Raw genomic sequence first — 14288 nt, forward strand, 5'->3', positions numbered from 1 at the left:
CGAACAAAAGAGAGGGGTGAGAAGCGGATGCTCATCAAACTTGCATGGCGCAATTTATGGCGGCAAAAAAGGCGGACGTTACTTACGGCCACTGCTCTCGCGCTAGTGCTTTTTCTTTCCTTACTCACCAGAGCCTTCCAAGAAGGTAGCTACAGTTCCAACATCAAAAACGCCGCAAAGTTTTATACTGGGCTTATTCAATTGCAAAACCCTGAGTTTGGCGACTCATCTAGCATTGATGATGTGCTTCCTCAAACCGATACCTTTATCTCTGCATCTAGAGCAAACTCGAATATCGATATCATTCTTCCGCGTGTTGAATCTTTTGCCTTGGCGGCGAAAGGGGAGCGTTCGAAGGGTGTCATGGTTCTAGGCGTTGATCCTGAATCAGAAAATGCGTACTCCCACATTAGTGACAAGTTGGTTCAAGGTGAGTTTATCGCCTCTGGGCAAAATGCGGTTTTGGTCGGTGGCGGTTTAGCGCAGTATCTTCGTTTGAAGATTGGCGATGAGTTGGTGTTGTATGGCGCTGGGTATCGTGGTCAGACGGCTGCGGGGTTGTATCGTGTCGCGGGAATTTTGCATTTCCCGTTACAGCAGTTGGATTCCCAATTGGTTTATATGCCTCTCGATACAGCTCAGACATTGTATTCACTTGATAAACAGGTGACGGCATGGGTGCTCAATACTTCAAATTTACGCGTATTGCCCAGTGTGATTGAGCAATTAAAGCGAGATTACGGCAATAGCGTCGCCGTAAAAGGCTGGCAGGAGTTATCGCCGGAGCTTTCTCAACAAATCGCATTAGACAAAGCTGGCGGCATCTTCCTCATCTACATTCTGTATGGCATCGTTGGTTTTGGTCTATTCGCGACCATTTTGATGACGACGTTAGAACGCCAGCGTGAATTTGCCGTGATGTTGGCCACTGGGATGCTCAGGAGCAAGCTGATTGGTTTAATTTCAATTGAATCGCTTTTCATCGCCATTATTGGCATTGTTTTGGGTTTGATCGTCAGTGCACCTGTGCTTGGCTACTTCTATTTTAATCCCATTGAAATTACTGGCGAAGCTGCTCAAGTCATGTTGGAAAGTGGTTTTGAGCCCATTGTGCCTGTTTCTCTCGATCCTCACTTGCTGCTTAACCAAATTATCGTGGTTCTCATCATTTTATCCTTGTGCCTTGTCTACCCGATGATTCGTCTTCTTCGTTTACCTATCGCCAGTGGGCTGAAAGGGGGCGCGCATGTTGATTAAATTGGCTTGGCGTAATCTTTGGCGGAACAAACTAAGAACGTTCATCATGCTTGGTGCGATGGTGTTTGGTTTGATGGGCGTTGTCGCCATGATCGGATTTATGAATGGTTTAGTGGACAGCATGATCAAAAATGCGATTGCTTGGCAAACCAGCCATTTGCAGATTCATCAAAGTGCGTATCTCGTTAATCCTGAACTGAAAGACACCATACCTGACTCGCAAAGCATCGTGACAACATTAGACAAGCATCAAAGCGTGAAAGCCGTATCGGAGCGGTTTCTCGCCGATGGCATGATAGCTTCTGCCCGCAGTTCTCGCGGTATTCGTATTAATGGTATTTATCTTGAACAAGAGCAGAAGATAACGCCGCTTTCTGAGCATATCATCGATGGTTATTGGTTGGATGAAGAGGGCCGGAATCCCATTCTTGTATCGCAAAAGACGGCGAAAAGATTAAAGCTACGAGTCGGTTCAAAAGTCATTCTGACGCTTTCCGATATCAATGGGGATGTCTCTGGCGCTGCGTTTAGAGTGAAAGGCATCTTCAAAACACCGTCCACGACCTTTGATGACGGCAACGTGTACGTCCGTAAAGCTGACCTAGAGAAAATTGCAGGGATAGCAGGGGCGCATGAAATCGCCATTTTGCTCAACGCCAATGATGACGACGTGTTGCAAAATATCGTGTCGTTTACCCGAACCTTGATCGACGATGGTTCAGGAAAGCCGTTAACGGTAAGAACATGGCTAGAAATTCAACCCCTGCTTTCGACAATGATGAGCTCGATGGATATCTCCAACCAAGTCATGCTGGTGGTGTTCGTGTTGGCTATGACGCTTGGTATCGTCAATATCATGCTTATGTCGGTGTTTGAACGAACCAGAGAATTCGGCGTGCTGATGGCAGTGGGCATGCAGCAACACAAAATTCGTATTTTGATCACGTTAGAAACCATGTTCCTTGGTTTGACGGGATGTGCTTTAGGGTTATTTGGCAGCGCAGCCATGATAAAGCTGCTCAGTGTGACGGGATTGTCGCTTGGAGGGCTGGCCGATGGTTTAGGTGCATACGGCGTCGATACTCTGCTTTATCCTCGCGTTTCGTTTTACGAATATCAAATGATCATTGTAGCGATTTTTATGGCCAGTCTGTTTGCGGCTCTGTATCCCGCACGACAAATTCTCAAGCATCGACCGGCTGATGCCATGGGGGAGAAGACCTGATGACAATTAAACTTGAGCGACTGACGAAAACTTATAATCCAGACAGCGATTTCCCTGTGCATGCGGTACAACACGTTGATTTGGAAATAAAACAAGGAGAGTTTGTCGCCATCATGGGACCTTCTGGCTCGGGCAAAACAACATTGCTCAATATGCTTGGCGGCATTGATGCTCCAACTTCAGGCAGCGTTGAAATCGATGGGTGTTTAATTTCAGAGATGTCGGAGAAAGAGCTGATCGCCTATAGACGAGACAATATTGGTTTTATCTTCCAAGATTACAGTCTTCTTCCTGTTTTGACCGCGTTGGAAAACGTCGAGTTTGTGATGCAGTTACAAGGCAAAACGGAACGAGAATGCCGAGAGCGTGCCATGTCTCTCCTTGAGCAAGTTGGTTTAGCTCAGCAGATGCACAAACGTCCGAGCAAAATGTCGGGTGGCCAGCAGCAAAGAGTCGCTGTCGCACGGGCACTTGCACCTAAGCCTCGTTTTGTCATGGCAGATGAACCGACCGCCAACTTAGACGCAAAGAGCACTTCGGAGTTACTCGACATCATGGAGCAACTGAGCGAACAAGAGGGCACGACATTTATTTTCTCGACTCACGACCCGAGGGTCATCAAACGAGCCCATCGTATTATTGTGTTTGAAGACGGACGCCTCGCGAGAGATTTCGCCAACATCGGTAGCACGGCAGAGAAGTTTCATGCGTAGCGGCTTACACATTCGTTTTTCTCCGCTATGGATGGTGGTGGTTAGTCAGGCATTAAGCCTTTCCTTGCTTGGTTTTTTCAGCTTTTGTGCTGTTGCCAATATCCCTGGTTTACAACCTCAAAAATCTTGGGATTTTGATGGTTATATTAAGTATATGGCGACATACAGCATGCCAGATGATCAAAGCAATACGCTCGATCATCTGCTGCACAATCGTCTGAATTTTGAATACCGTTTTTCTCCAAACTGGCGTGTTAATGTTGGCTTGCGAAACCGAGCTTTGTGGGGCGATGCGTTAGACATTCCTCAATATCCCGAACTTGTCGCGCTAGATAATGGCTACTTTGATTTGAGCAAAAACTGGCGCGAAGACGACGTTATTCTGAATTCTCAATTTGACCGATTGTATGTGAGCTGGAAGAGCGACGATTGGAGTGCCAGTGTCGGGCGTTTTCGTATTAACTGGTCCATGAATACCATCTGGAACCCTAATGACGTTTATAACGCGTACTCGATTTACGACTTTGATTATGAAGAGAGAGCGGGCACCGATGCCATTATGGTCAGCAAAAAACTTGGTTTTGCCGACGGCTTAGATTTGGTGTTCTCTCCTTCACAAGAATCTGGGCAAAACAGTGCTTCGCTACGTTATTTTTCAAATGTTTCTGGGTGGGATTATCAAATTATCGCAGGTCGAGCACGGACGGATTACATTCTTGGAGCTGGATTTGCGACCGATGTTTACGATGCAGGGCTGCGAGGTGAGTTAACTTGGCTTGATCCAATAGACGCTGAATATCAAGGTGAGCCAACGCATAATAACACTGTAGCGAGCTTAGAAGCGGATTACAGTTTTGGTGGTGTTCGTAACTGGATGACAAGAGGGGCTTGGCTGTTTATCTCGAAACCTCAAGATGCCAACAGCGCGCTTGCTTATCTCAACTTGCCGCTGAACGCTAAAACCCTGAGCTTTACTAAAAATACCTTCTATGCCGATGTGAGTTTTGATTTAACCGCATTGAATCGTTTCACACTGTCAGCCAGCTATTATGACGATGGTTCTTACTTTGCTGGCTTATCAAGTAATTATTCTTTAGCTACCGACTGGCAACTGCTCACTGTATTACAACGTTTTTCAGGCAGTGGAGACAGTTTGTTTGGCGAAACACCAGCCACTTTGTTGTTTGCGAATATTCGATACAGCTTCTAGCTTTGCCATGTGACCAGTCGTTGTCTCTGAATACGTTTATCAATGGCGAAGAATGCCTCGTTTTTAAATGCATTTTGATACATTGATTTAACATTTGCGCAAATGTCGTTATATTTAAGGCTCATCGTTGTCAGGAGTTTATGGATGAACCTTACAATATCAGGGAAGTTGCAGCTCAGTTTCGTGCTGTTAGCCGTCGTATTTATCGCATCTGCGATTTTCACTTATCGTAATATCTACATAGTTGAACAGCATGCATCATCATTATTGAGTTCCGATTTGCCGACTGTTGATACCAGTCGTGGAATTCAGCAATCGCTTCAAGCTTCGTTGTCTTCAATCCGAGCGTACATGTTATTGGGAAGTGATGAAGCCGAAGGTTTGCGTTTGAGTCAGGAAGTACAAAGTATCATGGCATCAACGGACGATGCATTGCCAACCTTACAAGCTCTGATCTCGGAGTCAGATTTCCAGTCGATTCATCAGCAATGGGAAGCGATGAAAGTGTCACTTTCTTTGCTTATTGAGTTGAGCCACAGCGCGGAAAATCTGCCAGCGCATAATCTGTTTATTAACGAAGCTGCACCCATTGCTGAAGTCGCGCTCGACCAAATTCAAAGCCTAATTAATGAAGAGTCAGGCAATGAAATGGGCGGTGAGCGTAAGCGCTTATTTAAAGTCTACGCGGACAGTTACACTTCTCTAGCTAATGCTCTCTCGGCACTGCGTGATTTCCTGTTGTACGGACAGCAAACACATCTGGAGAAGTATCACGACCTGATCAAATTCCACAACCAATCGGTCGCAGAAATCGACGCTAAACTGGATATGTTGTCAGACAACGACCAATCACTATGGTCATTGTTTAAAGAGATGCAACAGATGTATTTCCCCTTGGCTGATCAAGTGATTACGCTGCGTCAATCAGATGAATGGAACAAAGCAAATTTGCTAATGGCAAATGAGTTGTTACCCGCGGCAAACGCGTTAAATCAAAGCCTAGAAACGATTGTGTTGGCTCAGCAAGCTAAAGCGGATCAAAGCGGTGTTGGCATCAGTCAATCAATCAAAAATGTGCTTACGTCGATGCTGGTGGCAGCATTACTGGTCGTGATTGCGGCGATTGCGATTTCAAAATACATGGGAAATACCATTGGACGCAGAGTCCAGCGATTATCAGAACGAGCGAAGATTATAGCCTCTGGCGATGTTTCTCAACCACCATTGAACGTTGTTGGCAAGGACGAGCTGGCTGACCTTACGAGCTCTATCAATCGTATGAACGAGTCACTGGCAGGCATTGTTGCAGGTGTAAATGGCAAAGCGAACCAAGTGGACACCAGCATGGGGGCACTTCTCGAATCGGCACAAGTGACATCCAATAACGTTGAACAACAACAGTCCAATATCTCAGAAATGGGGCGTCAACTCGAAGAGATTGCCTTTGCTGCGAGTAATACGTTGGATCAAGCCAATCAATCGGTGCAAAAGTTATCAGATTCAAAAGATGAGATAGAACAAGGTCGTGACGCACTCGAGCAAAATAAAGCGACCATGGAAAGTTTACACAGCAGCATAGAAAGCGCCAGCACCCAAGTTACGCAGTTAAGCAAAGAGAGCGAAGCAATTGGCCGCGTGACGGAAGTGATTGAAGGGTTAGCAGAACAGACTAATTTGCTGGCACTCAATGCGGCAATTGAAGCGGCGAGAGCTGGTGAACAAGGGCGAGGTTTTGCTGTGGTTGCCGATGAAGTGCGCATGTTGGCGACAAGAACCACGCAATCGACGACAGAAATCAACGGTATTATTAACGCAATTCAGCGTTCAACTCACACGGTGGTTCAGGAAATTGAACACAGCCAGTCGTTGGCAGAGCAAGGTGCTGAACACATCGATAATGCCGTAACGAGATTGGTTTCAACGACAGAGCAGATCGGTTCTCTAAACGAGCAAATGGCAGAATTGGCCGCTGCTGCCGAGCAGCAATCTCACGCAACGCAATCCATAAATGGGTTAATGGCAGGCATTACACAGTCGGTCGAAATGGTGGCGAGTAACAGTCAGCATGCTTCTGAGACGTCGTTGCAAGTGAAGCAACAAGTCACCGAGTTGAATCAACAAATGGCCATGTTTAAAACGGCTTAGACCCCCCCCAATGAATGCTCCTCGACCATGAAGAAATACAATGGTCGAGGGTTTCGACTATTCTACTACTCACATAACCTCATTGCTCATTGAGTTTAGGTATTAAATCTATAGCTAAAACCAAATTTCCTTCCTCACCGCTCAGATCTAATATGACTCCATCGGCAGCAAACACTGCAAAAGAATTTTTAAACTTTACTCTCCAAGGAGCAAGATTATGAGCAAACAAGTAAGCTTAATTGGTCTAGATCGTCAACAATCAGAACAACTAGCACAACAACTGAATCAGCTACTTGCCCACTATCAAGTGCTGTACATGAACACACGCGGTTATCACTGGAACATCAAAGGCCACCAGTTCTTTGAATTGCACGTAAAATTTGAAGAGATCTACACAGATCTTCAAACCAAAATTGATGAACTTGCAGAACGTATTTTAACGTTGGGTTACACACCAGCACACGCGTTTAGCCATTACTTAGAATCAAGCGAAATCAAAGAGCATCAAAACGCGACAGCGGGTGAAGAGTGCGTGAAAGGCTTGGTTGATGGTTTTGGTGTTCTGCTTGTTAAACAGCGTGAGATTTTACAAAACGCTGGTGAAGCAGACGATGAAGGTACTGCGGCACTGATGGGAGACTACATCCGTGAGCAAGAAAAACTGATGTGGATGCTTAACGCTTACCTACAAGGCTAAGTTCAAACATTTACATACGATTCGGGAATAAGCCAAAGGAGCACATGAGTGCTCCTTTTTTTGTCTCTGAGAATTGGCAATCTGATTCGTTGAGCTTTTCGGACAAAGGGATCAGTGCGCTGATTCAAAGTACGCCAGCAAATCGGACAGTTCTCTCACCGCAAGTGATGCCGAATTTTGAAATTGTTCGGTGATGCCGTGATGCACTAAACAAGACGGCATTTGTGCATTGTACGCAGCTTGTAAATCGTAAAGGAAGTCACCGACATACAGCACTTCATTTGGCATCAAACGCCACTCCTTGGCGAGCACTTGTAGCGATAAAGGATCGGGTTTTGGTGGATAACATTCACGCGTGATCACTTGCTCAACGGTGATTTGGTTATGTTCCAATTTTCTTTGTGTCGCAATTAGGCAGTTTCGCGTCACGATGGCGGTTTTAATCGCTTTTTTCTTCAAGTAGTTCAGCAATTCATGACAACCAATCATCGGGCTAGATTGTTCAGCATCGGAAATCTCGTGGTCAAAAATGACATTATGTGCATGCTCTTTGTGATGCGGGTGATCGATGCGCTCTACGAAATCCAATAAATCTTCTGTTTGAGGGCAACCGAGTTGCTGACGAAGATCTTGAAAGTTCATATCTGAACTGACGAGCGTGTTGTCTAAATCGAAAATGACGGCTTTTATTCTTTCAAGTTCTAGTGGGAAGGGAATCATAGTGGCCTCGTACAACTTAACCAAACTATCGTTATAAAAACAAAAGGTTATTGTTAAGTTTAGATTCTTCTGGCTAAGTTGTACGAAAATAAATCACTGATGCATCACAAATCGAAAAAGCGCTGCACAGTTCTTATTGCTCGGTTAAGCGGAAGATTTTGCCGCTGTCGGTCGAAAAGTAGATATAGCCATCGGGGCTTATCGTTATATCTCTGATTCGTTCTCCAAGCTTTTCCAGTAAGCGTTGCGATTCTGTGAGCTTGCCATCGTTAATGCTGACGACATTGATATGAGTGAGCTTTAACGCTCCAACTAATATTTTGCCGTCAAGTTCGGAGTATTTATCCCCGCGATAGAGCACCATATTGCTTGGAGCGATAGAGGGAATATAAACCAATTTGGGGTCTTCCATTCCTGGCAGTGATTTCGCTTCACCCACATCAAGTGGGCCCCAATATTCTTTCCCTTGTGAGACTCTTGCCCAACCGTAGTTCGCCCCTTTTCTAATTAGGTTAATTTCGTCACCTCCACGCGGCCCATGTTCAATCGACCAAAGTTGATCTGTCTCTTTGTCGTAGAACAAACCTTGTGGATTGCGATGCCCGAAACTCCAGATTTCAGGCTTTGCCTTGGAGGAAGTAAAAGGGTTATCTGTTGGCACCGAGCCGTCTAAATTCAAGCGTAGTATTGAGCCCGCGTGTGTTTGAGTATTTTGACCGTTGTCTCGTTCACCGCGATCGCCAATCGTGAAGTAGATCTTGCCATCAATAAACGCGATTCGACTGCCAAAATGTCGGCCAGTATCGGTGATGGCATCGGCGATGAAGAGATCTTTCCAGACTGTTAGTTGCTCGCCATTTAGCGTTGCGGTGGCAAGTGCGACGGTGTTTCCTTTCTTGGTCCGTTTGCTGTAGGTGAAATACAACTGTGGATTTTTCTTATCGGTATTTGGGGCGAGTGCGACATCCAGTAAACCGGCTTGTCCACTGGTGTTAACGTTCTGAACAGTATGGATTTTCTGGCGTTGACCAGTCATCACATTGAGCAATGAAATGGTGCCATTTTTCTCGTTCACGACTACGCGTTGCGAATCGATAAATTCAATGCCCCAAGGGACTTGAAACCCATTGGCAACCTCATCAGTTTGGTATTGCGCAGCATGAAGTGAAAAAGATAAACAAGCGAGCAGGGAGATGGTTACATTTCTCATGGGTCCTTCCATGTTGAAGTGCGTGGATGCTTAAAAGCTAACACTAAATGGCGAGATCCCCAAATGATGACAAGCTACAACGAGCGGTGTATGAATATAAAAAATCCCCGATACCAGATCGGGGATTGAGTTAAGGTGTTAGAGATGAATCTGTCTTTCTGCGATTACATTGCCGCTTCGAAGATTGCAGAAATCTCTTCGTGAGTTGCTTGTTTCGGGTTAGTGAAACCACACGCGTCTTTTAATGCGTTGTCTGCTAGTGTTGGGATATCTTCTAGCTTCGCACCAAGCTCTTTAATACCAGCTGGAATACCAACGTCTTTTGCTAGCGCAACGATAGCGTCGATCGCTGCCGCAGCACCTTGCTCTGCCGACATACCTTCTACATCCACACCCATCGCTTTTGCGACATCACGTAGACGCTCTGGACATACTTGCGCGTTGTAGCGTTGTACGTGAGGAAGCAAGATTGCGTTACATACACCGTGTGGTAGGTCGTAGAAACCACCTAGCTGGTGCGCCATAGCGTGAACGTAACCTAGAGATGCGTTGTTAAACGCCATGCCAGCCATGAACTGTGCGTATGCCATTTGCTCACGAGCTTCTAGGTTTTCGCCGTTTTTCACTGCGGTGCGTAGGTGCGCTTGAATTAACTCGATCGCTTTGATTGCAACAGCGTCAGTAATTGGTGTTGCCGCGATAGATACGTACGCTTCAATCGCGTGAGTTAGCGCGTCCATGCCTGTTGCCGCCGTCAAAGACGCTGGCTTAGCAAGCATTAATTCTGGATCGTTTACAGAGATAAGAGGCGTTGTGTGTTTATCAACGATTGCCATCTTAATGTGACGCTCTTCATCAGTGATGATGCAGAAACGGGTCATTTCAGATGCAGTACCTGCTGTGGTGTTGATTGCGATTAGTGGCAGCATTGGTTTTGCTGATTGATCCACGCCTTCGTAATCGCCGATTTTTCCGCCGTTAGATGCAACCAGTGCGATGCCTTTTGCACAATCGTGTGGTGAGCCACCACCAAGTGAAATTACGAAGTCACATTCGTTCTCTTTTAGAAGAGCTAAGCCATCATTAACGTTGGTGATTGTAGGGTTTGGTTGAGTGCCATCGAACACAACGGTTGCTACGCCGCGTTCAGTAAGAAGATCTTGAACCTGTTTTACTACGCCGATTTGGTTAAGGATCTTATCCGTAACGATCAAACCTTTCTTAAAGCCTTGAGATTGGATGCTGTTTGCTGCGTCTTTTAGGCAGCCAGCGCCCATTAGGTTTACCGTAGGGATAAAAAATGCACTTGTCATATTGGATTGCTCCGTTGTTATTATTAATAATCTTTCATAATTTGCCATTTAACTGTCGCACACCCCTTTCTAGAACGAAATTGATCCAGAGCAAGTTTACCCATTTAGGGGTACTTTAAAGGAAGAAACTGTGACAGCGATCTTGTTGCACAGTGTGAAGGTGCAACACAAATACAACGTAGCCCAAATATGCAACTATTAACGCAAACGATTGGTAAAAATTGAAATCTGATGATGATTTATATCTCAATTAGACTAAAGTATAAAAAATCCCCATTGATATTCGATCTATCAATGGGGATTTAAAATTGAGTTTTAAGTTATCTATCAGTAATTAGGCGATTTCGACCAATTTTGATACCAATTTATCGATTCCTGAAGCTGCTTGTGAGATATTCTGCGCTAACATGTAAGCTGGCGTAGAAAGCACATTGTGTTTCTCGTCAAACACATACTCATCTACGTTACATTCAACGTGCTCTCCACCCATTTGGTGAAACGCGGCTGCGGTTGCGTCATCATTACCTATTGTGCCTTTTACGCCATGTTCGTAAATCATAGGAATAATTACAGGGGCAATGCAGAGGTAACCGGCAGGCTTGTTAGCATTTGCGAACGCACGGCAAGCTTGTGCAACGTGTGTATTAATCGAGCATTCCGCACCAGAAACGGCAAAGTCAGTCAGATTTTTTGCTGCACCAAAGCCACCTGGTAACAATAGCGCATCAAAGTCTTCAACGTTCAGTCTAGCCACATCCTCAATGTTTCCACGTGCGATGCGTGCCGCTTCAACGAGCACGTTGCGTGGCTCATCCATTTCTTCGCCAGTGAGATGATTGATGACGTGTAATTGATCAATGTTTGGAGCGAAGCAATGCCAAGAAGCACCGGCTTTTTCGATGGCGTGCAGGGCTAGAACGGCTTCATGTAACTCTGATCCATCATAAACTCCTGAGCCACTCAAAATAACTGCGACTTTTTTCATTTTAAGATTCCTTTAGTCTGATATTTCCGTTTGTTGCTCTTTTATATTTGGGGATTGAGATTGAGCATTTGCCTTAGTTTCGACGATTTCTTGATCGTCTTCTTCTTCATCATAGTAGCGGACCACAAAAGGTGTCAGCATGACGCTCGATGGTAGAAAGTGTTTCATATCGACTCCAAACGCATAACAGAATCATTTTTATACTGAAATTTATAAAACAGTACGTTGAAGCGGATCATTTTTGAGTTAAGCTGAAGTTTCCTTTGGCATTCGTGAGTAGTAGGTCACATGAAATCCGTGCAATTTCGCTTCACACTTTATGGCTGCATTGCCATCCTCTCTTGGAGTTGCTTACTGGGTATTGCAAGGCTCGTAACCGAAAGTTTAGGGCCAGTAGGTGGGGCGGCGATGTTGTATTCGCTAAGTTCAATCTTTTTATTGATTGTGGTGGGCATCCCAAAGTTGTCTTACTTTTCTCCGAAGTATCTGATAGTTGGCGGCGCAATGTTTGTTTGCTATGAGATCTTTCTTGCGCTTGCTCTTGGGTATTCCAATTCGCGAGCTCAAGCGATTGAGGTATCTATCGTCAACTATTTATGGCCCGCACTGACGGTGTTGTTTGCAGTGTTGGGTAGCAACAAAAAGCCAAATTGGCTGTTGTATCCAGCAGTAACCCTCGCGTTTATTGGTGTGGCTTGGACAGTGAGCGGCGATAACGGTTTATCCCCGACACAAATCATCTCGAACGTAAGCAGCAATCCGCTGGTATACTTCATGGCGTTCACTGGCGCGGTGATTTGGGCGGTTTATTGTAATCTCACACAGCGACAACAATCGAAGCACAATGCGATCACGTTGTTTTTTATCGCAACTGCGGTTTCGCTTTGGGTTAAGTACGCATTTGCGGATGAGCCTACAATGACGTTCTCATGGTCAGCTCTTGGGTATCTGTTTGCATCGGCAGCGTTGATGGCGGGTGGTTATGGCTTATGGAACATCGCCATTGTTGGCGGGAACATGGTCTTTTTGGCGACTTTGTCTTACTTCACGCCGATTTTCTCTGCGCTGTTTTCGTCGCTTATCCTTGGTGTTACGTTGAGCAATAGTTTCTGGCAAGGTGTTGTTATGGTGACAGTTGGGTCACTCTTGTGTTGGTTGGTAACAAAAGAGAAGCGAGAAGCTGCTGGTTAAACCCTCATTATCTGAGTGATTAATGACTGGTTTGTGGCTTCTCTGGTTCTTGTCGGTGTTGATGGAGGCCTGCTTGAGCCGTCATCGTGTTATCGAACATGTCACCAATCATTTTCCAAGAGCAAGCATCAGTCACCAAGCTGAGATAGGTGTGGGAAGGTAAGTAGCATCATGAGATGCGATGTCTAACTTAGGCTTCGTTCCAGTTTGGTTCTTCTAACGCTGGCCAGAGCATCAAATCATCAATACCAACGTCCTTAAAGCCTATCTTTGAGTAATAGCTTTTAAGCGCTTCTACGCTTTCCTCTGAGCGATCTTCTAAAGGAAGAGCCTTTAGACCAATGATGTCGTAAATCGATGTAAAGCGTTCAATAAAGTCCTCAATTAAGGCTTTGGAATACTTATTTCCTCGATGCTCTTTCTTTACCTTTAGTTCGTGAATCACAATGAGGCGATCTGGTTCTGGACAGACACCCCAACGCATGGTTTCGTTACGTTTTGCGATGCTTTCTTTTAGCAAGTAATCATCATCAAGAATTTGGATAAAGTGGGCAATGCTGGCGTTTATGTTCAATAATTTATGACAGCTGATAGTACTCGAGGCTCTGGATAAATCTACGATGTAAAAGTCACACGTAGCGACTTCGGTCTCTTCTCCTTGGTCGACAAGAGCAAACATACTCGCTGTCATTACATTGATACATGATTCAATATCATTTGAATAAGGAGCAGTTGTCAGGGCGTAGTTTATGATCATTGTTCTGTTCCTTTTCACTCGCTAGTAGCACAACGTCGTTTAATAAACGTGACGCGAACACTTAATTTGATGAGGTGTAACAAAGTGACCTCCCTCAGATACTTTAATTAATTCATCGGGCTGTGTTGGCGGAGTGTTGACTCCCGCAATCTTCATACTCACCCCTTTTAAACTTTTTTTAAAATGTTTACAGAGCCAGTATTACTTACAGATATTGGGAGTCAATTTCTTATTATGGTTAGCGTTAATCGGATGGGTGAGCATTCCGATAACGGCCAACTGACAGCGCAGGATTTTTCACGTTTTTTCTATCTAAAACAGTGATCTATTGCACGTTTTTATTACCATTATTCTAGAAGTTTAGAATTTTAATGTCGAGTAAAAATGCAAATAAACTGCGTTCTCCACACGACCAAATTTTTCTATTATGTGCAAATTAAAAAAGTGATATATGTCAAAGTTTGCATATTAAGTCGCATTGATAATCGCCATCCCTTAAAGTTTTGACTTAACAACAAAAGGAGTAGATATGTTTGGCTTCTTTAAACGAAAAGCTTTAAAAAAAAGAGCCTTTAATCTATACAAAGAACTGGTATTTGGCAGGCTATATGAAGGCAACCGTTTCGGACTAAATGCAGAAGACTTATGCAAAACAACAGGGCTTAATCTATTCTCAACCCTCAATCTGATTCATAGACTTATAGCGACAGGATTGGTGGAGGAGTATGAGCTTGTTGATGTCGTTTGCTACCGAGCGGTGAACGTGCCAATTTATCTAGATGACACCTCTCCGCCAAGTATTATTACCGATTATGTAAAACGTGCAATTGGCCGAGTTGATTTTAAAGGACTGGCTTAACCAACA

14 protein-coding genes are annotated in these 14288 nt (G+C 44.7%); 8 read left to right on the plus strand and 6 right to left on the minus strand.

All coding sequences use genetic code 11. The features are described from left to right. Positions 1-27 precede the first annotated feature (27 nt). From DYB02_RS23000 to DYB02_RS23025, 6 genes are all read left to right on the plus strand, one after another. Positions 28-1257: an ABC transporter permease gene (locus DYB02_RS23000; RefSeq protein WP_029804526.1), complete on the plus strand. Its 1230-nt coding sequence runs from the start codon at positions 28-30 to the stop codon at positions 1255-1257. After that, positions 1247-2482, plus strand: a complete 1236-nt coding sequence (locus DYB02_RS23005; RefSeq protein ID WP_029804525.1) for an ABC transporter permease — start codon at positions 1247-1249, stop codon at positions 2480-2482. Before DYB02_RS23000 ends, DYB02_RS23005 begins: the two co-directional genes overlap by 11 nt. Beyond that, positions 2482-3195, plus strand: coding sequence for an ABC transporter ATP-binding protein (locus tag DYB02_RS23010; RefSeq protein ID WP_005482754.1), 714 nt, complete (start codon positions 2482-2484; stop codon positions 3193-3195). Before DYB02_RS23005 ends, DYB02_RS23010 begins: the two co-directional genes overlap by 1 nt. Then, positions 3188-4405: a hypothetical protein gene (locus DYB02_RS23015; protein WP_029804523.1), complete on the plus strand. Its 1218-nt coding sequence runs from the start codon at positions 3188-3190 to the stop codon at positions 4403-4405. The genes DYB02_RS23010 and DYB02_RS23015 overlap by 8 nt, the downstream gene beginning before the upstream one ends. A gap of 144 nt (positions 4406-4549) precedes the next feature. Then, positions 4550-6550, plus strand: a complete 2001-nt coding sequence (locus DYB02_RS23020) for a HAMP domain-containing methyl-accepting chemotaxis protein (protein ID WP_029804522.1) — start codon at positions 4550-4552, stop codon at positions 6548-6550. A gap of 217 nt (positions 6551-6767) precedes the next feature. Beyond that, positions 6768-7247 (plus strand): Dps family protein, encoded by a 480-nt coding sequence (locus DYB02_RS23025; protein ID WP_005461991.1) that lies wholly within the window; start codon positions 6768-6770, stop codon positions 7245-7247. A gap of 111 nt (positions 7248-7358) precedes the next feature. On the opposite strand, the gene DYB02_RS23030 is transcribed toward DYB02_RS23025, so the two are convergent. The 5 genes from DYB02_RS23030 to DYB02_RS23050 all read right to left on the minus strand — a co-directional run bounded on the left by DYB02_RS23030 (position 7359) and on the right by DYB02_RS23050 (position 11643). Next, entirely contained in the window at positions 7359-7967 is a 609-nt protein-coding gene (locus DYB02_RS23030) for an HAD family hydrolase (RefSeq protein ID WP_017448065.1), read from the minus strand. 133 nt (positions 7968-8100) lie between these two features. Beyond that, positions 8101-9177: a PQQ-dependent sugar dehydrogenase gene (locus DYB02_RS23035; protein WP_029804520.1), complete on the minus strand. Its 1077-nt coding sequence runs from the start codon at positions 9175-9177 to the stop codon at positions 8101-8103. 164 nt (positions 9178-9341) lie between these two features. Then, positions 9342-10490, minus strand: coding sequence for an L-threonine dehydrogenase (gene yiaY, locus DYB02_RS23040; protein ID WP_005461954.1), 1149 nt, complete (start codon positions 10488-10490; stop codon positions 9342-9344). Between the two features lie 334 nt (positions 10491-10824). Beyond that, positions 10825-11475, minus strand: a complete 651-nt coding sequence (gene elbB / locus DYB02_RS23045) for an isoprenoid biosynthesis glyoxalase ElbB (RefSeq protein ID WP_020842295.1) — start codon at positions 11473-11475, stop codon at positions 10825-10827. A gap of 12 nt (positions 11476-11487) precedes the next feature. Continuing rightward, entirely contained in the window at positions 11488-11643 is a 156-nt protein-coding gene (locus DYB02_RS23050; protein WP_005461930.1) for a hypothetical protein, read from the minus strand. Between the two features lie 120 nt (positions 11644-11763). Here DYB02_RS23050 and yddG point away from each other — a divergent pair, with 120 nt between their 5' ends. Then, positions 11764-12666, plus strand: a complete 903-nt coding sequence (gene yddG / locus DYB02_RS23055) for an aromatic amino acid DMT transporter YddG (RefSeq protein WP_005482638.1) — start codon at positions 11764-11766, stop codon at positions 12664-12666. A gap of 190 nt (positions 12667-12856) precedes the next feature. Here yddG and DYB02_RS23060 read toward each other — a convergent pair whose 3' ends face one another. Beyond that, entirely contained in the window at positions 12857-13423 is a 567-nt protein-coding gene (locus DYB02_RS23060) for a hypothetical protein (protein WP_029804519.1), read from the minus strand. Between the two features lie 529 nt (positions 13424-13952). Between DYB02_RS23060 and DYB02_RS25795 the strand changes: the two genes are divergently transcribed. Continuing rightward, a complete protein-coding gene (locus tag DYB02_RS25795) occupies positions 13953-14282 on the plus strand; it encodes a hypothetical protein (RefSeq protein WP_017448068.1) in 330 nt (109 codons plus the stop codon). Positions 14283-14288: the final 6 nt, after the last annotated feature.

The sequence above is a fragment of the Vibrio parahaemolyticus genome, assembly GCF_900460535.1.
Lineage (GTDB): Bacteria > Pseudomonadota > Gammaproteobacteria > Enterobacterales > Vibrionaceae > Vibrio > Vibrio parahaemolyticus.

Excerpts from the sequence above, each read along its gene's own strand:
- DYB02_RS23000 (WP_029804526.1), top strand. The coding sequence starts at position 28 with ATGCTCATCAAACTTGCATGGCGCAATTTATGGCGGCAAAAAAGGCGG.
- DYB02_RS23005 (WP_029804525.1), top strand. The coding sequence starts at position 1,247 with ATGTTGATTAAATTGGCTTGGCGTAATCTTTGGCGGAACAAACTAAGA.
- DYB02_RS23010 (WP_005482754.1), top strand. The coding sequence starts at position 2,482 with ATGACAATTAAACTTGAGCGACTGACGAAAACTTATAATCCAGACAGC.
- DYB02_RS23015 (WP_029804523.1), top strand. The coding sequence starts at position 3,188 with ATGCGTAGCGGCTTACACATTCGTTTTTCTCCGCTATGGATGGTGGTG.
- DYB02_RS23020 (WP_029804522.1), top strand. The coding sequence starts at position 4,550 with ATGAACCTTACAATATCAGGGAAGTTGCAGCTCAGTTTCGTGCTGTTA.
- DYB02_RS23025 (WP_005461991.1), top strand. The coding sequence starts at position 6,768 with ATGAGCAAACAAGTAAGCTTAATTGGTCTAGATCGTCAACAATCAGAA.
- DYB02_RS23030 (WP_017448065.1), bottom strand. The coding sequence starts at position 7,967 with ATGATTCCCTTCCCACTAGAACTTGAAAGAATAAAAGCCGTCATTTTC.
- DYB02_RS23035 (WP_029804520.1), bottom strand. The coding sequence starts at position 9,177 with ATGAGAAATGTAACCATCTCCCTGCTCGCTTGTTTATCTTTTTCACTT.
- yiaY (WP_005461954.1), bottom strand. The coding sequence starts at position 10,490 with ATGACAAGTGCATTTTTTATCCCTACGGTAAACCTAATGGGCGCTGGC.
- elbB (WP_020842295.1), bottom strand. The coding sequence starts at position 11,475 with ATGAAAAAAGTCGCAGTTATTTTGAGTGGCTCAGGAGTTTATGATGGA.
- DYB02_RS23050 (WP_005461930.1), bottom strand. The coding sequence starts at position 11,643 with ATGAAACACTTTCTACCATCGAGCGTCATGCTGACACCTTTTGTGGTC.
- yddG (WP_005482638.1), top strand. The coding sequence starts at position 11,764 with ATGAAATCCGTGCAATTTCGCTTCACACTTTATGGCTGCATTGCCATC.
- DYB02_RS23060 (WP_029804519.1), bottom strand. The coding sequence starts at position 13,423 with ATGATCATAAACTACGCCCTGACAACTGCTCCTTATTCAAATGATATT.
- DYB02_RS25795 (WP_017448068.1), top strand. The coding sequence starts at position 13,953 with ATGTTTGGCTTCTTTAAACGAAAAGCTTTAAAAAAAAGAGCCTTTAAT.